We start from the raw sequence: 22,332 nt of genomic DNA on the forward strand, positions 1-22,332 counted from the left end.
CAGGCGAGAGAGATGAAAATTTTGTTGACAGGCGGCGGCACGGCGGGGCATGTGAACCCGGCGCTGGCCATCGCGGGCTATGTAAAAGAAAAACATCCGGATGCAGAGATCCGTTATATGGGTGCCGAAGGCGGCATCGAAGAAAAACTGGTGACCCGGGCGGGCTATCCGCTGGATACCTTCCCGCTGGCGGGGCTTTCGCGCAAGCTGACGCCCGCCGGCATCAGGCAGAATATCAGCGCGCTTTCAAAGGCCAATAAAGCCAGTAAGAAAGCCCGCGATATCATGGAAGAATTCAAGCCCGATCTGGTGGTGGGAACCGGCGGATACGCCAGTTTCCCCGCCATCCGCGCGGCGGCTTCGAAAAAGATTCCCTGCATGATGCTGGAAGTGAACGCCACACCGGGCGTCGTGGTGAAAAAAATGGCCTCGCGCGTTGATTGCGTGATGACCAGCTTTGATGAAACCGCAAAACTGCTGCCCCATGCAAAAAAAATCGTGATGACCGGCAGCCCTGTGAGAGGTGAAATTTTAAAAGCCCGGCCCAACGGGCTGAAAGCAAGGCTTTTCGGTGAAGAAGACAAGCCGTTGGTGGTTTCTTTCTGGGGCTCGGTGGGCGCGCTTTATATGAACCGGAAAATGTGCCGCTATCTGCAGCTTTGCGCGGAAGAAAACAAGTTCAATGTCGTGCATGCCGCGGGGGCCAAAAACTATCAGTGGATGCCTGAAGAAATTGAAAAACTCGGTGTGAAACTGGAAAATTGCCGCAATATCGATTTGCGGGAATATATCTTTGATATGGAACAGGTGCTTTGCGAAGCCGATCTTGTGATCTGCCGCGCGGGCGCTTCCACCATGGCGGAACTTTGCGCCGCGGGAAAACCCGCCATCATCGTTCCTTCCCCTTATGTGGCGGATAATCATCAGGAAAAAAACGCCCGCGTTTTAGAAAAACACGGCGCGGCTGTGGTGGTGACGGAAGCGGAAGCCACAGGAGATTCGATTTATCAAACCGTTTGCGGATTATTGGATCAGCCCGAAAAGCTGAGAGAAATGGGCGCCAACGCAAAAAAACTCGGCAAAACAGACGCTCTGGAACAAATTTATCAGTGTATGATGCATTTTATCAACTGACGCATGAACCCAAGGGAACCGTGCGGCATACTATGGCATGAAAGAAAAAACGCACGGGAGGAACTTTGTATGAACAGCAGGTTGATTGTTCAAGGCGGGCATCCGCTGGAAGGCACCATCCGAAATCACGGCGCGAAAAACAGTGTGCTGCCGATTTTGGCGGCGACTATTTTGAACGGCGGAGAAAACATTTTACATAATTGCCCCGATTTGCGCGATGTTTCATCGGCGATCGAAATTTTGCGCCATCTGGGCTGCCGTGTGGAACGAAGCGGAAGCGATATTTTTGTGGATTCCGCACCGATGGATCGGTGGGATATCCCCGACCATCTGATGCGTGAAATGCGTTCTTCCGTGATGTTTCTGGGGCCGATTCTGGCCCGATGCGGCCGGGCGCATCTCACTTTCCCGGGCGGATGCGATATCGGTCAGCGGCCCATCGATCTGCATTTGAGCGCGTTATCTCAGATGGGCGTGGAGATCCGCGAAGAGGGCGGGGCCATCGACTGCCGTTGCAAAGCGCCGCGCGGCGGTGAGATCAGCCTGTCGTTTCCCAGTGTGGGCGCCACCGAAAACATCATGCTTTTTGCCTGCGCCTGCCCCGGTGAAACAAGGATCATCAATGCCGCCCGTGAACCCGAGATCGCCGATCTGGAAGGTTTTCTCAATTGCGGCGGCGCCCATATCAGCGGCGCCGGCGAATATGATATCCTCATCCGCAAAGGGGAAAAGCGGGCCGTGGAATACACAGTGATGGCCGATCGCATGGAAGCGGCGACTTATCTTTGCGCCTGCGCCGCCGCGGGGGGCGATCTGGAGATCACCGATACCAACCCCGGCCATTACACGGCGGTGGCTCATCTTTTGCAAAAAGCGGGATGCCGCATTGAAAGCGAAGAGAGCCGCATTCGCATTTGGGCGCCCAAGCGGCTGAAAAGCATCGAACTGATCAGAACAATGCCTTACCCCGGGTTCCCCACCGATGCGCAATCGCCTTTGATGGCGGCGCTGTGTCTGGCGGAAGGCACTTCGCTTTTTTCCGAAAATATTTTTGAAAATCGCTATCGCCACTGCGGCGAGCTATGCCGCATGGGCGCCAATATCCGCGTTGAGGGAAGAGTGGCGGCGGTGAAAGGCGTTGAAAAATTGCATGGCGCCGCCGTGAGAGCCACCGATCTGCGCGGCGGGGCGGCAATGGTCATCGCGGCGCTGGCCGCCGAGGGATGCACCGAGATCACAGAGATCGAACATATCGACAGAGGATATGAAGAAATAGAAAAAGTGTTTGCCCGTGTGGGCGGGAACATCATCAGAGAAAACATATGACGCATAGGTGGAAAAGATGAAGAAACAAGCGGCGAAAACCTCACAACCAAAGAGAAAACGGCGCAGAAAAATCAGAAAAGGGCCGGGGATCTTTCTGCGCCTTTTAACCGCGCTGCTGATTTGCGCGGCTATGGTGATGGCGGTCACTGTTTTCTTCAAAGTGAAACAGGTGCTGGTGGAAGGGGAATCGCGCTATTCGGCCGAGGAACTGAAAACCATCGCCAATATTAAAACAGATGAAAATCTTTTCTTCGTGAATAAACATGCGGTCACGGCAAAGCTGTTTCAAAACCACCCCTTTCTGGATGAGATCAGGATCGAAAGAAAACTTCCCGATACCATCATCATCCATGTGAAAGACTGCACGCCCGCCGCGGCGCTGGTTCGCCCCGACGGCGTCTATCTTATGGATAAAAAAGGAAAAATGTTGGAAAAGACCACGGCGGAAGCCGCCGCGGGGATCTGCTCGATTTCGGGCATTGAACCAAAAAATACAAAAGTGGGCGATTATGTCGAGTTTTCCGATGAAGAGAAAGGAAAAGCCCTCTTTTCTATATTGAATACTGCGAATAATAGTGGTATACTTAAAGAAATTGTGGCAATTGATATGGAAAAGATATACGAAATCACGCTGAAATACGGCCAGCGTTTCACCGTGGAATTGGGAACCGTTGAAGATCTTGACAAGAAATTCCAATTCCTGCAAAAGGTTATTGAACAGCTTGGCGAAAGCGACACCGGCGTGATCGATTTAACGGATACGCGAACAGCGCGGTTCCGCCCGGAATAATAAAAATTCAGACTAACAATAAAAAAGCAAGGTGGAGGCAGTTTATGGGCTTTTCTTATGATGTCGGAACAGAAAACAATGTAAATATCAAAGTAATCGGCGTAGGCGGAGGCGGCGGCAACGCGGTCAACCGCATGATCAGCAGAGGCATTCAGGGCGTTGATTTTATTGCGGTGAACACCGATAAACAGGCGCTGAATTATTCTGCCGCCACAATCAAAATGACTGTCGGCGAAAAACTGACCAAAGGCCTGGGCGCCGGCTCAAACCCCGAAATCGGCCGCAAAGCCGCGCAGGAAAGCTCTGAAGAGCTGAAAAAAGTTCTTGAGAATGCCAACATGGTGTTCATCACAGCGGGCATGGGCGGCGGAACCGGAACAGGTGCAGCCCCGGTGATTGCCGAAATCGCCAAGGAAATGGGCATCTTAACGGTGGGCATCGTCACGCGCCCCTTCTCTTGGGAAGGTAAAAAGCGCAGTGAACAGGCCAATACCGGCATTACAGAACTGAAAGAGAAAGTTGACGCGTTGGTGACGATCCCCAACGAGCGTTTGAAATATGTCAGCGATCAAAAGATCACCCTTCAGAATGCGTTTGAAGTGGCAGACAGCGTTTTGCTGCAGGCCGTTCAGAGCATCAGTGAAATGATCACAGTGCCCGGCATGATCAACCTCGACTTCGCCGATGTGACCACCATCATGCGGGATGCAGGTTATGCCCACATGGGCGTGGGCCGCGCGGCAGGCAAAGAAAAAGCCGAAGAAGCCGCAAAGATGGCCATTCAAAGCCCCCTGCTCGAAACCTCTATCGCCGGCGCGCGCGGCGTGATTTTGAATATCACGGGCTCGCCCGATATCGGCTTGGAAGAAGTGGAACAAGCTGCTGCCATGGTGCAGGCCGCGGCACATCCCGATGCCCATATCATCTTTGGCGCCGCCATTGATAATGATCTGGAAGATGAAGTGAAGATCACGGTGATCGCCACCGGTTTTGATGAAAAACCCTCGGCGATGCCCAAAGAAAAGAAAGAAGAAGCTGCCGCAAAAGAAGTCGCTCCTGTCGCCGCTGCTGCGGCGGAAGAAGCCGGGGAAGAACAGCAGCCTGCCGGTGAGACCGCCCAGGCGGCCGAAAATGTTTCGCCGTTAGAGCGTTTGCAGCAAGCCGCTGAAGCTTCCAACACCGAAGACGAAGCGTTTACACAGATTCTTGAAATCTTCAATAAACATAAGAAATAAGAAGCTCTGCTTCTGTTTTGAAAAAGCCCTCCTGCCATATCGCAGAGGGCTTTTTCAGATTTTGCGGTGATTTTTGTTTCACGGCCCGGCGATGGGCGCGGGCTGCTGTCTCATTCATGGAAGGCGGGAGAGAAAAAATGAAAATAGGCATGGTCGTGGCAGTGGAGCTGGAAGCCGTTTTGGAACTGTTCGGCGCGGAGCCGCAGATTTTGGATGCCCCGGCGTTTCAGGTTCGCTGTTATGAACTTTCGGGCAATCAGCTTTTTGTGGTGCATTGCGGTGCGGGCGAGATCGCTTCCGCCGCCGCCACACAGTTTCTCATCACAAAATTCGAAACGGAACTGATCGTGAATTTTGGGGTGGTGGGCGGTTTGACGCCGCAAATGAAAGCGGCGCATTCCTGTGTGGTGAAAAGCGTTGTGCATTATGATTTTGATGTTTCGGCGGTGAACCACTGCCCCGTGGGCAAATATTTCGAAGAACCCCAGCGCGAAATCATGGCGACACCCTGGCTTTTAAAGTTGGCGGTGGAGCTGGAACCTTCGCTGAAACCCGTGGTCTGCGCTTCGGCGGATAAATTTATCGCTTCAGAGGAACAGAAAAAACGGCTGCATGAAGAATTTGGCGCGGATATCTGCGAAATGGAGGCCGCCGGCATTTTGCTGACCTGCCGCCGAAACCGCGTTCCCTGCCTGATGATCAAAAGCGTGGCCGACAGCATAACGGGCGGCCCGCAGGAATTCCACCGGGAATTTGACCGCGCCGCCAGAAAGTGCTTCGAAATTTTAATGAAAATCGTAGAGCGGGCAGAAAAAAACCGTTTCAGGAAAACTGAAACGGCTTTTCAAAACTTAATATAAATTTTTCTTTTTTAAGATCAGCCAGGTCAAACCGGTGGTTACCACCGCAACGGCGATGGGGATCCAGGTATGCGGCATGGGCAGATCGGTGACATTCATGCCATAGAAGCTGAAAACAATATTGGGAATCGTCATCAAAATGGTGATGACGGTCAAAACTTTCATGATAATGCTCAGGTTGTTCGAAATCACAGAGGCAAAAGCATCCATGGTCCCGCTGAGAATATTGGAATAGATATCCGCCATTTCAATGGCCTGTTTAAACTCGATGATGACATCTTCCAGAAGATCCTGATCTTCTTCATAAAGCTTCAAAATGCGGCCGCGCAACAGTTTTTCCAAAGTGGTTTCGGTGGATTTCAGTGAAGTGGTGAAATAGACCAGCGATTTTTCCAAAGTCAAAAGCTGGATCAGCTCTTTGTTTTTCATGGAAATATAAAGATCGTTTTCGATTTTGCTGGAAAGCTTTTCGATCTGGCGCAGATGCAGCAGATATTTGCCCGCCGCGCGAAGCATCAGGTTCAAAGTGAAGCGGGTGCGCAGGGAGGTGTTGATGTTTTTTAAATTGCCCGCGGCAAATTCGCGCACCACCGAAGTTTCTTGCAGCGCCACGGTAATGACGGCCTGTTCGGCAACGATAATGGCCAAAGGCAGGGTGGAAAACATGGTTCCGCCATCGGGCTGTGCCTCGGCGTAGGGAATATCCACGATCAATAAAGTGGCGTTATCCTCCACTTCGATACGCGAAGTTTCTTCTTCATCCAATGCGGCGCGAAGAAATGAAGGTTCCAGATGATAGGCAGAAGTGATCTCGTTGATCTCGGCCTCGGTGGGGGCGATCATATTGATCCAGCAGCCGGGTTCCGCGCCCTCCAGTGTTTGCAGCGTGTTCTGCACGGTTTTGTAGTATGCAACCATTGGCATAAGCTCCTTTTCCGCTCACAGCCGCCGGTAATAGAAAGGGATCAGCAGTGCGAGCCGTATTTTATTGTGGTTCGGGGAAAGCTACTTCGGGGTTCAGGGCTCACATTGCTCACATCCTTATGGAATAAAATAAATTTCCCGATATCCTTTTGAATTATAGTATAAAAACACCGATTTTTGCAACTGTTTTTCGGCGTTTTCTGAAAAATTATCGAAAAAATTTTATTATGCTTTGATTTTTAACGAATATTGGCGATTCTCTCGCGTTTGCTTTTATTGGAGAAGTAAAAATAAGTTTCGCCGCTTTTGAAAGGAAAAGAAGGGCTTTGAAAAATGGAAAAGATATGATATACTGAAAACGCAAAAAATCATGCGCGAAAAAGCGCGTGAGTTGGCAGAGTAGATGAATATGGGTCAAGTGCCGGCGGGACGGGGAGTTGTCCGTCGGACGAAAAGCTTTTAGCTTGCCGCATATCCATCGCATCCCGCTGTCACATACCGGAGAACGGATCCTCCTCTATGTGGCAACAAAACATTGAGGAGGCTTTTTTTATGCAGGAAAAGCGTATGTTATCCCCGTTTTCTGCGGAATTCTGGAAACAGGCGGCCGCGGAATTCCATAATGTGAGAACGCTGGCGTTCACCGCCGTTTTGATGGCGGCTTCCATCGTCATCAGCAGCCTGTTCATCCCGGTGGGCGAAAATTTAAGAATCTATTTTACCTTTGTGGTCAAAGGGCTGATGGGCATGGTGGCGGGCCCCCTTCTGGGGCTGGCGGCCGGCGCGGCCACCGATCTGTTATCGTTTTTCATCCATCCTTCGGGCCCGTTTTTTATCGGTTATACCATCTCTGAAATGCTGGGCGTTTTTGTGTTTGCCATGTTCTTATATCGGCAAAAATGCAATCTTTGGCGCCTGATCGTTTGCCGCGTCATCAATAACTATGCCGTCAATGTGGCGCTGGGTTCTTGCTGGAGCGCTATCCTTTACGGCAAAGGCTACTTCTATTATCTGGCCAAAAGCCTGGTGAAAAACACCCTGATGCTCCCCATCGAAGTGATCATTTTGCTGGTGCTGTTCCGCCTTCTGATGCCCGAGATGGCCAAAATGGGGCTGATCCCCGCCCAATCATGGCGTAAAAAGCAATAATGAAAGCAGGCGTCTTCCCGATCCGTAAGATGCCGCCCGAAAACAGACGCTTTGAAAAGCGTCTGTTTTTTTGCGAAAAACCAAAGCCGGCGGCGGGCAGCATGAACAGGGGCTTGCGCCCGGGGCGGCGAGGCATTACAATAAAGAACATGGCGGCCGAAGCGAAAAGCGGACGGCCGAAAAATTTGCCGATCGGGCGGAAATGAGGAACAAGATGGGCATTCACGACGGACATCGCCAGCGGCTGAGAAACCGCATGGAAGAACAGGGACTGGATGGTTTTGCAGACCACGAGATCCTTGAGCTGCTGCTGACTTTTGCCCTGCCGCGCATCGATACCAACGCGCTGGCCCATGGGCTGATCGATGAGTTCGGCTCTTTCGCCGGGGTTTTAGATGCCCCGGAAGAAGAATTGATGCGCGTGAAAGGCATCGGCGAAAACGCCGCCTGCCTGCTGCATATGATGCCTCAGCTCTGCCGAAAATATCTGGAAGAAAATGAAAAACGCGCCATCCTCGATTCCAGCGAGAAATCGGGCAGATATCTGCTGCCCCGCTATGTGGGGCGCACGGTGGAATGTGTTTTTTTGATTTGTCTCGACAGCAAATGCCGTGTGCTGAGCAGCACGCTGCTGCATACGGGCAGCGTCAACAGCGCGGAAGTTTCCACACGGCGCATCGTGCAGACGGCCTTAAAATATAACGCCGGCGGCGTGATCCTTTCCCATAACCATCCGGGCGGCATGGCGCTGCCCTCGCAGGAAGACCTGGAAACCACCCGGCGGGTGGCCAAGGCGCTGGAAGGCGTTGGCATCTCGCTGCTGGATCATATCATCGTGGCCGACGGGGATTTCGTTTCCATGGCCGATTCCGGCTGGCTGAGAGGATAAAGCGCCGCGAAAGGCGAAGAATGAAAACAGCAGAAAGTTTTGGCGAGATTTTGTGAAGGTTCATGGCGAAAAAGCCATTGAATAAGAACAAATGTTCTGCTATAATGAAAGCAATCGTGAGAAACCCGCCGTGGTTTTCTTGCGGCGGAAAGGGGGAAAGGCCATGCCGAAATTTGAGATCGTCAGCGAATACCGGCCTTCGGGCGATCAGCCGGAGGCGATCGATCAGCTGGTGAAAGGGCTGGAACTGGGTTTTGACGAGCAGACGCTTTTGGGCGTTACGGGTTCGGGCAAAACTTTTACCATGGCGAACATCATCCAGCGGGTGCAGCGCCCCACATTGGTTCTGGCGCATAACAAAACCCTTGCCGCGCAGCTTTGCTCTGAATTTCGTGAGTTCTTTCCGCATAATGCCGTTGAGTTTTTTGTTTCCTATTACGATTATTACCAGCCGGAAGCCTATATCCCTTCAACGGATACTTATATCGAGAAAGATTCCGATGTGAACAGCGAACTGGATCGTCTGCGCCATTCGGCCACATCCGCCCTGTTCGAGCGGCGCGATGTGATCATCGTTGCCAGCGTATCCAGCATTTATACACTGGGCGACCCTATCGATTATGCCAACATGGTGATTTCGCTGCGCCGCGGCCAGATCCGCGATCGCGACGAGATCTGCCGCAAGCTGGTGGAGATCCAATATGAACGCAACGACATCAGTTTTGAAAGAAATCATTTCCGCGTGCGGGGCGATACCCTTGAGGTGCATCTGGCATATACCGATGATTACGGCATCCGCGTGGAATTTTTCGGAGATGAGATCGACCGCATTTCAGAGATCAATCTGGTGACGGGCGCCGTCAACCGCGTGATCGAGCATGTGGCGATCTACCCCGCCTCGCATTATGTGACGCCGAAAGATAAAATGGAAGTGGCCATCGGCGAGATCGAGCGGGAAATGGAAGAACGGGTAAAATGGTTCGAGCAGGAAGGAAAACTGATCGAAGCCCAGAGGATTCGCCAGAGAACCACTTATGATATGGAAATGCTGCGTGAGATCGGGTTTTGCAGCGGCATCGAAAACTATTCCCGCGTGCTTTCGGGCCGCAAGGCGGGCAGCGCGCCGTTTACTCTTTTGGATTATTTCCCCAAAGATTACCTGATGATCATTGATGAATCCCATGTGATGCTGCCGCAGGTTCGGGCGATGTATCACGGCGACCGCGCCCGCAAGCAGATGCTGGTGGATTACGGTTTTCGTCTGCCCTCGGCGTTCGACAACCGGCCTTTGAATTTTTCGGAATTCGAAGAACGGATCAATCAGGTGATCTATGTGAGCGCGACCCCGGGCGAATATGAGCGCAGCCGCTCTTCGCAGGTGGTGGAACAGGTGATCCGCCCCACGGGCCTTTTAGACCCGGTGGTGGAGGTGCGCTCGGTGCAGGGGCAGATCGATGATCTGCTGGAAGAGATCCACCTGAGAGAAGCGAAAAAAGAGCGTGTGCTGGTGACCACCCTCACCAAACGCATGGCGGAAGATCTGACGGATTATCTGCGCCAGAACGGGGTGAGCTGCCGCTATATGCATCACGATATCGACACCATCGAGCGCATGGAGCTGCTGCGTGATCTGCGTCTGGGCGAATTCAATGTGCTTATCGGCATCAACCTTCTGCGCGAAGGGCTGGATCTGCCGGAAGTTTCACTGGTGGCGATTTTGGATGCGGATAAAGAAGGCTTTCTGCGCAGCGAAACTTCGCTGGTGCAGACCATCGGCCGCGCCGCCCGAAACGCCGAAGGCAAGGTTATTATGTATGCGGATACCATCACCCCTTCCATGCAGCGGGCCATCGGCGAAACCGAGCGCCGCCGCAAGATACAGGATGATTATAATAAAGCCCATGGCATCACGCCGAAAACGATCTATAAAAGCGTGCGCGATGTGATAGAGATTTCCCACGGCACAGAAAAGCTGCCGGCGGAAAGCGTGAAAAAACTGAACCAGCAGCAGAAACAGCAGATGATCCAAAAGCTGGAAAGAGATATGAAGGAAGCGGCAAAAATGCTGGAATTCGAATATGCCGCTGTGCTGCGCGATCAGATCAAGAAGCTTCGTGAAGAGCATTGAGCGCGGCAGAAGAAAAGGAGAACCCATGCAGGATAAAATTTTTGTGAAAGGCGCACGCCAGCACAATTTGAAGAACATCGATGTGGAAATTCCCCGCGACAAGCTGACGGTCATCACGGGCATCAGCGGTTCGGGCAAAAGCTCGCTGGCGTTTGACACCATCTATGCGGAAGGGCAGCGGCGCTATGTGGAATCGCTGTCTTCTTATGCGCGCCAGTTTTTGGGGCAGATGGAAAAACCCGATGTGGATTATATCGAAGGGCTGTCGCCCGCCATTTCCATCGATCAGAAAACCACTTCGAAAAACCCCCGTTCCACCGTGGGCACGGTCACCGAAATATATGATTATCTGCGCCTGCTGTGGGCGCGCATCGGCATTCCACATTGCCCCAAATGCGGCAAAGAGATCAAACAGCAGACCATCGACCAGATCATCGATCAGCTGAAGGCCCAGCCCGAAGGCACCAGAATGCAGATCTTGGCGCCCGTGGTGAGAGGGCGCAAAGGCGAACACCTGAAGATTTTTGAAGATGCCCGCCGCAGCGGCTTTGTGCGTGTGCGCGCAGATGGCAATCTTTATGATCTGACAGAAGAGATCAAGCTGGAAAAAAATAAAAAACACAATATCGAAATCGTGGTGGATCGCATTGTTTTAAAAGAAGGCGTTCAGCGGCGGCTCACCGATTCGGTGGAGACCGCGGCGGAACTTTCGGGCGGCCTGGTGATCGTGGATGTGCCGGGGCAGGGCGAAACGCTGTTTTCGCAGAATTACGCCTGCGAAGATTGCGGCGTTTCACTGGAAGAGCTGACCCCGCGGCTGTTTTCTTTCAACAGCCCCGATGGCGCCTGCCCGGTCTGCACAGGGCTGGGGATGCGCCTTGAGATCGACCCTGAACGCATCATCCCCAACGAAAATCTCTCGCTGAAAGAAGGCGCCATCAAAGCTTCCGGCTGGAACACCATGGATGACGGAAGCATCGCGCGGATGTATTTGAACGCGCTTGCCGAAAAATATCATTTTTCTTTGGATGAACCCGTGAAAAACCTGCCCAAACAGGCCGTAGATGCCATTCTTTATGGCACAAAAGGCGAAAAATTAGACCTGCACTGGAAACGGGCGGGCGGCAGCGGCCATTATACACAGGCTTTTGAAGGCGTTGTTCATAATTTGGAGCGGCGCTATCAGGAAAGCAGCAGCGAAGCAGCCAAGGAAGAAATCGAAGAATGCATGAGCGCCATCCCCTGCCAGGCCTGCCATGGCAAACGGCTGAAGCCCGTGGCGCTGGCCGTGACGGTGGGCGGAATGAATATTTCGGATTTCACCGAGCTTTCTGTGACCAAAGCGCTGGATTTTCTGGAAAAACTGGAATTGAGCCCCCGCGAAGCCATGATCGCGGAACGCATTTTAAAAGAGATCCGCGAGCGCCTGGGCTTTTTGAAAAGCGTCGGGCTGGAATATCTGACCCTTGCCCGCGCATCGGGCAGCCTTTCGGGCGGCGAAAGCCAGCGCATTCGTCTGGCCACCCAGATCGGCTCTTCGCTGATGGGCGTGCTTTATATTTTAGATGAACCTTCCATCGGGCTTCATCAGCGTGACAACCAAAAACTGCTGGATACTTTGAAGCATCTGCGCGATTTGGGCAATACGCTGATCGTGGTGGAACATGACGAAGAAACCATGCGCGAGGCAGATCATATCATCGATGTGGGGCCGGGCGCCGGGGTACATGGCGGGCATATCATCTGCCAGGGAACCGCAAAAGAGATCGAGGCCTGCGCCGATTCGGTGACGGGGCAATATCTCAGCCACCGTAAAGAGATCCCGGTTCCGCTGGTGCGCCGCAAAGGCAGCGGCCATTCGCTGGTGATCCGCGGCGCTTCTCAGAACAACCTGAAAAATGTGGATGTTTCCATTCCTTTGGGCACTTTGACCGTGGTAACGGGCGTTTCGGGTTCGGGCAAAAGTTCGCTGATCAACGAGATCTTATATAAACATCTGGCCGCGGAACTGAACGGCGCGCGCACACGGCCCGGCGGTTTTGAGCGGATCGAGGGGCTGGAATATCTGGATAAGGTCATCGATATCGACCAATCGCCCATCGGCAGAACGCCGCGCTCGAACCCCGCCACCTACACGGGGCTGTTTGGGGATATCCGCGAAATTTTTGCCAAGACGCAGGATGCCAAATCACGCGGTTATCATGCGGGCCGGTTTTCCTTCAATATCCGGGGCGGGCGCTGTGAAGCTTGCGGCGGCGGCGGTCTTGTGAAGATCGAAATGCATTTTTTGCCCGATATTTATGTGCCCTGCGATGTCTGCGGCGGCAAGCGCTATAACCGCGAAACATTGGAAGTGAAATATAAGGGCAAAAATATTTATGAAGTGTTGGAAATGACGGTGGAAGAGGCCATGCAGTTTTTTGAGCCTGTTCCGAAGATCTATAAAAAAATAGAGACCCTTTATGAGGTGGGGCTGGGATATGTGAAACTGGGTCAGCCTTCCACAACGCTTTCGGGCGGCGAAGCCCAGCGCGTGAAACTGGCCACCGAGCTTTCAAAACGCCAGACAGGCCGAACCATTTATATTCTGGATGAACCCACCACAGGGCTGCATATCGCCGATGTTCACAAACTGACAGAGGTTCTCAACGAACTGGTGGAAGCGGGGAACACCGTGGTGGTCATCGAGCACAATCTGGATGTCATCAAGATCGCAGACCATGTGATCGACCTTGGCCCCGAAGGCGGCGACGGCGGCGGAACCATCGTTGCCGCGGGCACGCCCGAAGAGATCGCGCAGGTTCCGGCCTCTTATACCGGGCAGTATCTCAAGCCTTATCTTGTGAAGAAAAATTAAAAACAGAATTGGTGAAAATACCGATTGACGGACAATATCTGGTGTGATAATATAAACCCAAACACCAGATATTGAATTCTGTTGCGGGAAATCCTATTTCCACATACCAAAAAACAATCGCCGGAAAGGCCTTTTCAGCAAGAGGCCTTTTTATTTTGCGGCCAAATCGCTTTTTGATGAAAAAAGAAAAAAAGCACTGGCTGATGCTGGAACGATGCGAAGAAACATCGGTGTGTGGGGTGTTTGCCGGGGCAGAACCGTCAGAAGAAGTGGGAAAAACAGGTTAAGAAAAACGGAGGAATCATCATGTTTCATGAGATCATCAAGCGCGACGGGCGCACAGTGCCGTATGATATCGAAAAAATCGCCAACGCCATTTATAAAGCGATGCTTTCCTGTGGGAGAGATGACGCGGCGGAAAGCCGCCGTGTGGCGCAGCTGGTGGAAGACAAGCTGGCGGAACAGTTTCAGGGCGCTGCCCCCGGCGTAGAGCAGGTGCAGGATATGGTGGAAACGGTTTTGATGGAAAACGGATATGCCATCGTTTCTAAAAAATACATCCTTTATCGCGCTCAGCGCAGCCGCGTGCGCGAAATGAACACCGATCTCATGCGCATTTATGACGAGATCACCTTTACCGATGCCAAAGAAAGCGATATCAAGCGCGACAATGCCAATATCGATGGCGACACCGCCATGGGCACCATGCTCAAATATGGCTCGGAAGGCGCGAAAGATTACTATCAGAAATTCGTGCTGAGCCCCGAACAGAGCAAAGCGCATCGCGAAGGCGATATTCATATCCACGATCTTGATTTCTATACATTGACCACCACTTGCTGCCAGATCGACCTGCTGAAGCTTTTCCGGAACGGCTTTTCCACCGGTCACGGCCATCTGAGGGCACCCAACGATATCCAAAGCTATGCCGCTTTGGCCTGCATCGCCATTCAATCCAACCAAAATGACCAGCATGGCGGCCAGAGCGTGCCGAATTTTGATTACAGCATGGCGCCGGGCGTGGCAAAGACCTTCAAAAAGCAATATTACCGCAATTTTGCCAAGGCGATGGCGCTGCTGGCGGGTGCCGAAGATCTGCAAGCCACCATTGAAGCCTTAAAGAACATGGAAGAAGCCGGCGGCGTCGTGCCTTCTTTGGCGATGGATCCCGCTTTTGCCGGGCAGCTGGCGCAGGCTTTCCCCGAAACGCAGCCCGAGATTCTTGAAAAAGCGCAGAAATTCGCCTATGAAAATTCTGTGGAGGAAACCGACCGATCCACCTATCAGGCGATGGAAGCGCTGGTGCATAACCTCAACACCATGCACAGCCGCGCGGGCGCACAGACGCCGTTCTCTTCCATCAACTATGGAACGGATGTCAGCCCCGAAGGGCGCATGGTCATGCGCAACATTCTGAAAGCCACCGATGCCGGCCTGGGCAATGGCGAAACGCCGATTTTCCCCATCCACATTTTCAAAGTCAAAGAGGGCGTCAACTATAACCCTGAAGACCCGAACTATGACCTTTTCCGTTTGGCCTGCAAGGTCAGCGCAAAACGCCTGTTCCCGAATTTTTCGTTTATCGATGCGCCGTTCAACCTGCAATATTATAAACCCGGCCATCCCGAAACCGAGATCGCTTATATGGGCTGCCGCACCCGCGTGATCGGCAATGTTTATGACCCCGACCGCGAGATCACCTATGGCAGAGGCAACCTGAGCTTTACTTCCATCAATCTGCCGCGCATCGCCATCAAAAGCCAGGGCAACATTGAAGTGTTTTTCGAAGAACTGGAACGCAAGATGGATCTGGTATCGAAACAGCTGCTGGATCGCTATGAAATTCAGGCTTCCAAGCGCGTGAAAAACTATCCTTTCCTCATGGGGCAGGGCGTGTGGATCGATTCCGACAAGCTTTCGCCGGAAGATTCTGTGGGCGAAGTGCTGAAGCACGGAACCCTTTCCATCGGCTTTATCGGCCTTGCCGAAGCGCTGGTGGCGCTGACGGGCAGCCATCACGGCCAAAGCATCGAATCGCGCAATCTGGGGCTGGATATCATCGGCTTCATGCGCGAATATATGGATAAAAAGAGCAGCCAGACAGGCATGAATTTTTCACTGCTGGCCACACCGGCCGAAGGACTTTCGGGCCGTTTTGTCAGAATGGATCAGAAAAAATTCGGTAAGATCCCCGGCGTTACCGATCGCGAATATTACACAAACAGTTTTCATGTGCCGGTGTATTTCCCCATTTCGGCCTATGAAAAGATCCAGATCGAAGCGCCTTATCATGCGCTGACCAACGCGGGCCATATTTCTTATGTGGAACTGGATGGCGACACCGCCAACAATGTGGAAGCCTTTGAAAGCATCATCCGCTGCATGAAAGAATCCGGCGTGGGCTATGGTTCTGTGAACCATCCTGTGGATATCGACCCGGTCTGTGGCTATACGGGCATCATCGGCGAAGAATGCCCCCGCTGCGGCCGCCGTGAAGCCGATTCCGATATCAAGTTTGATCGCATCCGCCGCATCACCGGTTATCTGGTGGGCACTTTGGATCGGTTCAATAACGCCAAACGGGCGGAAGAACACGACAGGGTGAAGCACAGTGTGTGAGAAACCCATCCGTCTTGCCGATATCATCGGCGATTCCATCACCGATGGCCCGGGCATTCGCGCGACGGTGTTTGTCCAGGGCTGCCATCATCACTGCGAGGGCTGCCATAACCCCACCACATGGGATCCTGCGGGCGGCGCCGATCACACCTGGCAGGAGATCTGGCAGCGCATTTCTAAAAATCCCCTGATGCGCGGCGTCACTTTCAGCGGCGGCGAGCCCTTTGAACAGGCCGAAGCGCTGCTTCCGCTTGCAAAAGAGATCCGCAGCCGCGGGCTGGAACTGGCCATTTATACCGGCGGGCTTTTTGAAGACATTCTGAAACGCGGCGGCAGTGAGCTGGCGCTTTTGGAACAGGCGCAGATCCTCGTTGACGGGCCGTTCATTTTGAAGCAGCGCAACCTTCTGCTGAAATTCAGAGGGTCTGAAAATCAGCGCATCATTGATGTGAAGCGCAGCTTGGAAGCCGGCCGGGCCGTGATCGATTCTTCCGACCGCTGGAACTGAAAAGCAAAACTTGTGCGATAGAGGAAAGAGCCGGTATCTCATTGATTGGGATGCCGGCTCTCTTTGAAAGAATTTGAAAAGAACACGATAAAACGGAAAAGCGTTGAAAAACCGATGCTTTCACACAAAAACTGAATAATTAAGCTTGAATACGATAAAAAATGCAAAAATGTCTCAAAAAATTATTCATTTATACTAAAAATATTATGATATTTTTTGATAAAATATATAAAATACAAGAAATTAAACCGCAAAAATGGAAAAACATGATAACACCTATACAAATATTTGCACAGACAAAATATAATTAAAGAACAAAAAAATGCTAATAAGCATAGAAAACGACAAAAGTATGATAAAGTTTTTACGGTAAATGTTGGATAGAAGGGGAAAAAGTAAAATCCTATGCAGCTTACCGTTTAAAAGAAAACTATTTTATGGAATAAATATCATAGGAGCAGCGATAAGTGAGGTGTAAATCATGTATTTTCAACGCTTGAAAGATTTAAGAGATGACAGAGACATGACCCAGGAAGAGATCGGGCAGCTGCTGGGAATTCGCCAGACTGTGTATTCCCGCTATGAGCGTGGTGTGCAAACCGTGCCGCTGGAGCATCTGATGAAGCTGGCGGATTTTTATAAAACTTCCACAGATTATATCTTGGGTCGCACAAACACCGCAAAACCCTATCCGAAAAAGTGAAGAGCAAAAGAAGATCGCAAAAAGATTGCGGTCTTTTTTTTATTCTCATAAAAGTTTCCTTGTGCAAATCAAGTTTATTTGCTAAACTGAAGATGCAAAAGAAAGAAGATTCAGGGATGAGAAAAATAAAAGCAAATCACCAAAGCCTGATGGAAACAGCGTTTGGAAAAGAGGCACAGCATGGAGAAAAAAGAAAAAGTGAAAGAACAGCTGCAAAACTTGCAGCAAAGGGATGAGATGCTGGCAGTGGATAAAAAATGCCCCCGCTGCGGAGCAAGAATGACGGTTTGCTATCAGCATAAGCGGGAAAGCGACCCGCCGAAGCTGAATCTTTTCGATCGTTACAGCCCTTGTGAATACTATTGCCCGCATTGTAAAGCGTATTTTCCCGAAGCGGGGAAATATGAAAAATATGAAACCCGGCCCGCGGCCCCTTTTGAAGGCGGCGGAGTGCAATATGCCTACCTCACACGGTTTATCACAGGAACGGTTTCGAAAAAGATTTTCCCGCTGTCGATCATGTTCGGCGGCTCGCTTGTTGTGTTTGTGAAAGGGTTTCAAGGGGTGCTCAGCGGTTTTTCGATGGCCTATTGGTTCCTTTGCGTGTTAAGCGGCGTGGCGGCGCTGGTGTCGGGCTATTTCGATCTGTGCTTTTTCCGCCTTTGGCTTGCGGGCATGCGGTCTTATTATGAACCGGCGGAGCAGGGGCTGATCTTCAACGATGGCGCCAGCACCTTTTATCTGCCGTGGTCAAGCTTTCGGCTTGTCTGCGAAGTGGATATGGGCGAAGGCATTCCCAACGGCTACGCCTTCGATACAGAAGAAAAAAGTTTTTTGATCAACAGCAATGTGGAAAAATATGAAGAACTGGTGGATACTATCCTGGAAAAGATCGCCGATATCGCGGTGCTGGATTCGGGCGCGACTTTCCGCATTTTTCGCAGCCGAGCATAAAGCGGTTTCGCCCAACGCGCTTTCCCGGCGGATGTGTTCGCGCGATAAAAATTTTAAAATCGAAGCAACATGAAAATATACTATTCTGAATGGGGGATTTTATCATGGAACGCAAACGGTTTATCGATGAGGCTGTAGAAAAGAAACAGGCCTTTTTCAACGATGTCAGCGACAAGGTCTGGGGCTATGCCGAGGCCGGCATGAAAGAATATCGATCGGCGGAATATATGGAAGAAGCCATGCGCAAACAGGGCTTTGATGTAAAAACCGATATTTCGGGCATTCCCACCGCCTTTATCGCCACCGCCGGCAGCGGAAAGCCCATCATCGGCTTTCTGGGTGAATATGACGCGCTGCCCGGTTTGAGCCAGGAAGCCGGCTGCCCCGTGAAAACCGAACTGGAAGCGGGCGCTTACGGCCACGGATGCGGCCACAATATTCTGGGGGCGGCTGCCATGGCCGCGGCCACCGCGCTGAAAGATTATCTGGAAGAGAACCACCTGCCGGGAACGGTGCGTTTTTATGGCTGCCCCGGCGAAGAATATGGCAGCGCAAAAGCTTTCATGGCGCGCGATCATCAGTTTGATGATGTGGATGCCTGCTTCACCTGGCATCCCGGCACGACCAATAATGTCTGGCTTTGCGGCAGCCTTGCCAATATCAGTGTTTTCTTCACTTTCAAAGGCAAAACTTCCCATGCCGCCGCCACCCCGTTCCTAGGGCGCAGCGCGCTGGATGCCTGTGAACTGATGAGCGTGGGCGTGAATTATCTGCGTGAACACATCATCCCCGAAGCGCGCGTTCACTATGCCTATGTGGATGTGGGCGGCATTGCGCCCAATGTGGTGCAGGATCATGCCGGCGTGCATTATTTCATCCGCGCTCCCCGCGTTTCGCAAATGATGGAAATTTATGAAAGAGTGCAGGATATCGCCCGCGGCGCCGCGCTGATGACCGGCACAGAGCTGACGGTGAAGATCCACGAAGGGTTGAGCGATTATATCCCCAACGAAGCGCTGACGAAAGTGCTTTTCCGCGCGCTGCAGGAAGTGGGCGCCCCCCGATTCGATGAGGAAGACCGCCGTTTGGCCGCCGAGATCCGCAAAACGCTTTCTGCGGAACAACTGGAAAGCTATCGCAACACCTATGCCCCCGTGGAAGAGATGCAGAAGATGATCGAGGGCGGCGCGGTGTTATGTGAAGAGATTTTGCCTTATGACAAAGCCTGCTCGCCCATGGGCGGTTCCACCGATGTGGGCGACACCAGCTATTGCACCCCCACCGCCCAGATCTCGGTTGCCACCGAAGCGCTTGCCACACCGGGCCACACCTGGCAGATCACGGCGCAATCCAAATCTTCCATCGCCTATAAAGGTTTGGCTGTGGCCGCCAAGGCCATGGCGCTGGGCGCTGTTTATGCCATGGAAGACGCTGAGGTTTTGAAGGCGGCAAAAGCGGAACTGGTGAAAAAAACCGGCGGAACCTACCATTGCCCCATGCCGGATGAGATTCAGCCCACCTTATAATTTATTTGTTTTCCACAAAATAAAGTTCCAAAACTCCCCTGATCATAAAGGACTTGACAAACATATAGAAAAAACATATAATAACTACATTGTTTATCGGCCTTGTTGATAAGGAGGATATGATGAGAAAAGTAATGCTTTACGGTAGCCCGATCTGAGGCGGCTGCCCCCCTGTAAAAGAGTTTCTTTTAGGGAAAAATGTGAAATTCAACTATGTTGATATCACCGGCGGCGTTGCCGCGATGCGTGCATTTCTGAAAATGCGCGATACCGCAGAAGTTTATGCGCCTGTGCGCGAAAAGCATTCGATCGGTATTCCTGCCCTTGTTGTGGATGATGAGATCTATCTGGTGCAGGGTCCCGAACATGCGGCTGAACTTGTGGAAACACTTCATTTGCTCGATGAAGCGGAATAAATAACTCATTTCAAAGTAAAAGCGCGGTGCGAAAGCACCGCGTTTTTATTTTGTTTTTTCTTTTTCGGCAGCGAAGGGCTGCAAATCTTTTTCTTATGGTTCGCGTTCATTTTGCAAATCTATGCACAAAAATTGCGAGATTGACAAAGAAAGGGAAAGGTTATTGTATATTTTGCGGATGATTGATATAATATTTAATAACGAAAATATTAACGGAGAAAATAATGACAAAGAAAAAATGGAATATTGCACCGCCATGCGAAGCGCAGGCCCGGCAGCTGCAGCAGGAACTGGAAATTCCTCAGCTGCCCGCGCGGGTGCTGGCCGCGCGCGGTATGACGGAAAAGACTGCGGAAGAGTTTTTAAAAAATGACCACAGCCATTTCCATGACCCTTTTTTAATGGCGGATATGCGGCATGCGGTGGCGCTGATCGAGCAATCCATCGCCATGCATGAGAAGATCGCCATTTATGGAGATTATGATGTGGATGGCGTGACCGCCACCTGTGTTTTGATTCAATATCTTCGCTCACGGGGGGTCGATTGCGAATATTATATCCCCGATCGCATCAATGAAGGATATGGCCTCAATTTAAACGCGATCACGCGGCTTTACGAAAACGGATGCCGGCTGATGATCACGGTGGACAGCGGCATCACCGCGGTGGAGGAAGCCCTTTTTGCCAAAGAGATCGGCCTGAAGCTCATCATCACCGATCACCATGAATGCAAAGAGGCGCTGCCGAAAGCTTTGGCGGTGGTGAACCCGCGGCGGCCGGATTCGGCTTACCCGTTCCGCGAGCTTGCGGGCGTGGGGGTTGCTTTCAAGCTGATCTGCGCGCTGGAACACGAAAGACCGCTGGCAGAGCTGATCGATGAATATGCGGATATCGTGGCGGTGGGCACCGTGGCGGATGTGATGCCGCTGACAAAAGAGAACCGTTTTATTGTGGCGGAAGGGCTGAAACGCCTTCAAAACACCAAAAACCCCGGCATGAAGATGCTGATGCAGAAACTGGGCATCGATCAGAAACCGCTCACTTCCAACGCCGTCAGCTTCACTATGGCGCCGCGGATCAACGCGGCGGGGCGCTTGGGCGATGCGTTTCAGGCGGTGGAACTTTTTTTAACACAAGATTTTGATAAGGCCGCAGAGCTGGCCGAATATCTTTGCGAGCTTAACCGGATGAGGCAGGAAGCGGAAAACAAGATCTATGAAGAGATTTTGAAACGCCTGGAGGGCGAATTCGACCCTTTGGAAGACCGCTCTATCGTGATGTGGGGCGAACACTGGCATAACGGGGTGATCGGCATTGTGTCTTCCCGCCTTGCCGATCGTTATGGCGTTCCCGTGATCCTGATCTCGCTGGAAGGCGATTGCGGCAAAGGTTCCGGGCGCAGCATCAAGGGCTTCAACCTTTATGGCGCGCTGGAAGAGAATTCGAGCTTCCTTGAAAAATTCGGCGGGCATGAGCTGGCGGTGGGGCTGACGATCCATCGTGACAAGCTGGAAGAATTCCGCCGCAGTTTTGCGGAAACCGCCCATCGCATGATGATGAAAAAATGCGTGGAACCCATGATCGCCATCGATTGCGAGGTTTCGCCGAGCCAGCTTCAGCTGGAAGAGGTTCGTTCATTAAGCGTGCTGGAACCCTTTGGCATGGGCAACCCTCAGCCGGTGTTCTGCATGTATGATTTAGAGATCGAAGAGATCACGCCCATCAGCCGCGACCGTCATACCAAAATGCAGCTGCTGAAAAACGGAAGCAGTTTTTATGCGTTTATGTTCGGCATGGGCATCAGCAATTGCCCGTTTATCTGCGGTGATACGGTGGATGCGGTGTTCAGCGCCGAGATCAATCATTATCGCGGCCGCGAAAGCGTTCAGCTGATTTTGAAAGACATCCGCTGGAACGGGCAGGAAGATGCGCAGGACGCCCGTTATGAAGAATTATATCAGGCTTTCCGGCAGGGGGAAGAAGTGACGCCCGATCAGGCAAAACTGTTATGCCCCAGCCGCGAAGAGCTTGTGGCGGTTTTCCGCCATGTAAAAACCCGCGCGGCGATGGGGAAACTGAGCTGCCGCCCGCGCACCTTATACCGCCAGATCCGCTATGAAGCGGCCAAACAGATGAATATGGCAAAATTGCAGGTCTGTCTGGATGTTTTTGCGGAATTCGATATCTTTTCGTTTGAGACCCGCGAAGAAGAGCTTGAGATCTATGATCTCAACCGTAAAGGCAAAGCGGATATCAACGGATCAAAAATTTTAAAAAGGTTGTTTGCGGCTTTATCGGCCTAAAGAATAGATCA

The 22,332-nt window shown here is 51.9% G+C and carries 17 protein-coding genes and 1 riboswitch; of the genes, 16 read left to right on the forward strand and 1 reads right to left on the reverse strand.

Annotation, left to right across the window (positions count from 1 at the left end; genetic code table 11):
- Positions 1 to 12 precede the first annotated feature (12 nt).
- The 5 genes from murG to ACJA3I_RS05465 all read left to right on the forward strand — a co-directional run bounded on the left by murG (position 13) and on the right by ACJA3I_RS05465 (position 5,345).
- Entirely contained in the window at positions 13 to 1,134 is a 1,122-nt protein-coding gene (gene murG / locus ACJA3I_RS05445; RefSeq protein WP_458863749.1) for an undecaprenyldiphospho-muramoylpentapeptide beta-N-acetylglucosaminyltransferase, read from the forward strand.
- 69 nt (positions 1,135 to 1,203) lie between these two features.
- Positions 1,204 to 2,460, forward strand: coding sequence for a UDP-N-acetylglucosamine 1-carboxyvinyltransferase (gene murA, locus ACJA3I_RS05450; RefSeq protein WP_458863750.1), 1,257 nt, complete (start codon positions 1,204 to 1,206; stop codon positions 2,458 to 2,460).
- 16 nt (positions 2,461 to 2,476) lie between these two features.
- Positions 2,477 to 3,250 (forward strand): cell division protein FtsQ/DivIB, encoded by a 774-nt coding sequence (locus ACJA3I_RS05455; RefSeq protein ID WP_458863751.1) that lies wholly within the window; start codon positions 2,477 to 2,479, stop codon positions 3,248 to 3,250.
- Positions 3,251 to 3,294: 44 nt separating this feature from the next.
- On the forward strand, positions 3,295 to 4,485 hold the full coding sequence (gene ftsZ, locus ACJA3I_RS05460; protein WP_458863752.1) for a cell division protein FtsZ: 1,191 nt from the start codon (positions 3,295 to 3,297) through the stop codon (positions 4,483 to 4,485).
- A 137-nt stretch (positions 4,486 to 4,622) separates the two neighbouring features.
- Positions 4,623 to 5,345: a 5'-methylthioadenosine/S-adenosylhomocysteine nucleosidase gene (locus ACJA3I_RS05465; protein WP_458863753.1), complete on the forward strand. Its 723-nt coding sequence runs from the start codon at positions 4,623 to 4,625 to the stop codon at positions 5,343 to 5,345.
- Here the strand turns inward: ACJA3I_RS05465 and ACJA3I_RS05470 are convergent.
- The gene (locus ACJA3I_RS05470; RefSeq protein WP_458863754.1) at positions 5,337 to 6,263 is read right to left on the reverse strand and encodes a magnesium transporter CorA family protein; all 927 of its coding nucleotides are present in this window, start codon (positions 6,261 to 6,263) and stop codon (positions 5,337 to 5,339) included. The two genes, ACJA3I_RS05465 and ACJA3I_RS05470, sit on opposite strands and share 9 nt — an antisense overlap.
- Before the next feature lie 399 nt (positions 6,264 to 6,662).
- Positions 6,663 to 6,762, forward strand: a riboswitch (THF riboswitch).
- A 59-nt stretch (positions 6,763 to 6,821) separates the two neighbouring features.
- Here ACJA3I_RS05470 and ACJA3I_RS05475 point away from each other — a divergent pair.
- The 11 genes from ACJA3I_RS05475 to recJ all read left to right on the forward strand — a co-directional run bounded on the left by ACJA3I_RS05475 (position 6,822) and on the right by recJ (position 22,321).
- Entirely contained in the window at positions 6,822 to 7,418 is a 597-nt protein-coding gene (locus ACJA3I_RS05475; protein ID WP_458863755.1) for a folate family ECF transporter S component, read from the forward strand.
- 70 nt (positions 7,419 to 7,488) lie between these two features.
- Positions 7,489 to 8,307: a JAB domain-containing protein gene (locus ACJA3I_RS05480; protein WP_458863756.1), complete on the forward strand. Its 819-nt coding sequence runs from the start codon at positions 7,489 to 7,491 to the stop codon at positions 8,305 to 8,307.
- 163 nt (positions 8,308 to 8,470) lie between these two features.
- A complete protein-coding gene (gene uvrB / locus ACJA3I_RS05485; protein WP_458863757.1) occupies positions 8,471 to 10,435 on the forward strand; it encodes an excinuclease ABC subunit UvrB in 1,965 nt (654 codons plus the stop codon).
- A 25-nt stretch (positions 10,436 to 10,460) separates the two neighbouring features.
- Positions 10,461 to 13,292: an excinuclease ABC subunit UvrA gene (gene uvrA, locus ACJA3I_RS05490; protein ID WP_458863758.1), complete on the forward strand. Its 2,832-nt coding sequence runs from the start codon at positions 10,461 to 10,463 to the stop codon at positions 13,290 to 13,292.
- Between the two features lie 306 nt (positions 13,293 to 13,598).
- Positions 13,599 to 15,911 (forward strand): anaerobic ribonucleoside triphosphate reductase, encoded by a 2,313-nt coding sequence (locus ACJA3I_RS05495; RefSeq protein ID WP_458863759.1) that lies wholly within the window; start codon positions 13,599 to 13,601, stop codon positions 15,909 to 15,911.
- On the forward strand, positions 15,904 to 16,419 hold the full coding sequence (gene nrdG, locus ACJA3I_RS05500; protein ID WP_458863760.1) for an anaerobic ribonucleoside-triphosphate reductase activating protein: 516 nt from the start codon (positions 15,904 to 15,906) through the stop codon (positions 16,417 to 16,419). The genes ACJA3I_RS05495 and nrdG overlap by 8 nt, the downstream gene beginning before the upstream one ends.
- Before the next feature lie 481 nt (positions 16,420 to 16,900).
- A complete protein-coding gene (locus ACJA3I_RS05505; protein WP_458863761.1) occupies positions 16,901 to 17,122 on the forward strand; it encodes a helix-turn-helix domain-containing protein in 222 nt (73 codons plus the stop codon).
- Positions 17,123 to 17,302: 180 nt separating this feature from the next.
- On the forward strand, positions 17,303 to 18,076 hold the full coding sequence (locus ACJA3I_RS05510; protein WP_458863762.1) for a hypothetical protein: 774 nt from the start codon (positions 17,303 to 17,305) through the stop codon (positions 18,074 to 18,076).
- A gap of 104 nt (positions 18,077 to 18,180) precedes the next feature.
- Positions 18,181 to 19,602 carry an amidohydrolase gene (locus ACJA3I_RS05515; RefSeq protein ID WP_458863763.1) on the forward strand — a complete coding sequence of 474 codons (1,422 nt, stop codon included), beginning with the start codon at positions 18,181 to 18,183 and terminating at the stop codon, positions 19,600 to 19,602.
- Positions 19,603 to 19,802: 200 nt separating this feature from the next.
- Entirely contained in the window at positions 19,803 to 20,018 is a 216-nt protein-coding gene (locus ACJA3I_RS05520) for a hypothetical protein (RefSeq protein ID WP_458863764.1), read from the forward strand.
- A gap of 224 nt (positions 20,019 to 20,242) precedes the next feature.
- Complete coding sequence (gene recJ, locus ACJA3I_RS05525) at positions 20,243 to 22,321, forward strand: single-stranded-DNA-specific exonuclease RecJ (RefSeq protein ID WP_458863765.1); 2,079 nt, start codon at positions 20,243 to 20,245, stop codon at positions 22,319 to 22,321.
- Positions 22,322 to 22,332: the final 11 nt, after the last annotated feature.

Source organism: Acidaminobacterium chupaoyuni (genome assembly GCF_047936785.1).
Classification (GTDB): domain Bacteria; phylum Bacillota; class Clostridia; order Oscillospirales; family Butyricicoccaceae; genus Acidaminobacterium; species Acidaminobacterium chupaoyuni.

Excerpts from the sequence above, each read along its gene's own strand:
- murG (WP_458863749.1), top strand. The coding sequence starts at position 13 with ATGAAAATTTTGTTGACAGGCGGCGGCACGGCGGGGCATGTGAACCCG.
- murA (WP_458863750.1), top strand. The coding sequence starts at position 1,204 with ATGAACAGCAGGTTGATTGTTCAAGGCGGGCATCCGCTGGAAGGCACC.
- ACJA3I_RS05455 (WP_458863751.1), top strand. The coding sequence starts at position 2,477 with ATGAAGAAACAAGCGGCGAAAACCTCACAACCAAAGAGAAAACGGCGC.
- ftsZ (WP_458863752.1), top strand. The coding sequence starts at position 3,295 with ATGGGCTTTTCTTATGATGTCGGAACAGAAAACAATGTAAATATCAAA.
- ACJA3I_RS05465 (WP_458863753.1), top strand. The coding sequence starts at position 4,623 with ATGAAAATAGGCATGGTCGTGGCAGTGGAGCTGGAAGCCGTTTTGGAA.
- ACJA3I_RS05470 (WP_458863754.1), bottom strand. The coding sequence starts at position 6,263 with ATGGTTGCATACTACAAAACCGTGCAGAACACGCTGCAAACACTGGAG.
- ACJA3I_RS05475 (WP_458863755.1), top strand. The coding sequence starts at position 6,822 with ATGCAGGAAAAGCGTATGTTATCCCCGTTTTCTGCGGAATTCTGGAAA.
- uvrB (WP_458863757.1), top strand. The coding sequence starts at position 8,471 with ATGCCGAAATTTGAGATCGTCAGCGAATACCGGCCTTCGGGCGATCAG.
- uvrA (WP_458863758.1), top strand. The coding sequence starts at position 10,461 with ATGCAGGATAAAATTTTTGTGAAAGGCGCACGCCAGCACAATTTGAAG.
- ACJA3I_RS05495 (WP_458863759.1), top strand. The coding sequence starts at position 13,599 with ATGTTTCATGAGATCATCAAGCGCGACGGGCGCACAGTGCCGTATGAT.
- ACJA3I_RS05505 (WP_458863761.1), top strand. The coding sequence starts at position 16,901 with ATGTATTTTCAACGCTTGAAAGATTTAAGAGATGACAGAGACATGACC.
- ACJA3I_RS05510 (WP_458863762.1), top strand. The coding sequence starts at position 17,303 with ATGGAGAAAAAAGAAAAAGTGAAAGAACAGCTGCAAAACTTGCAGCAA.
- ACJA3I_RS05515 (WP_458863763.1), top strand. The coding sequence starts at position 18,181 with ATGGAACGCAAACGGTTTATCGATGAGGCTGTAGAAAAGAAACAGGCC.
- recJ (WP_458863765.1), top strand. The coding sequence starts at position 20,243 with ATGACAAAGAAAAAATGGAATATTGCACCGCCATGCGAAGCGCAGGCC.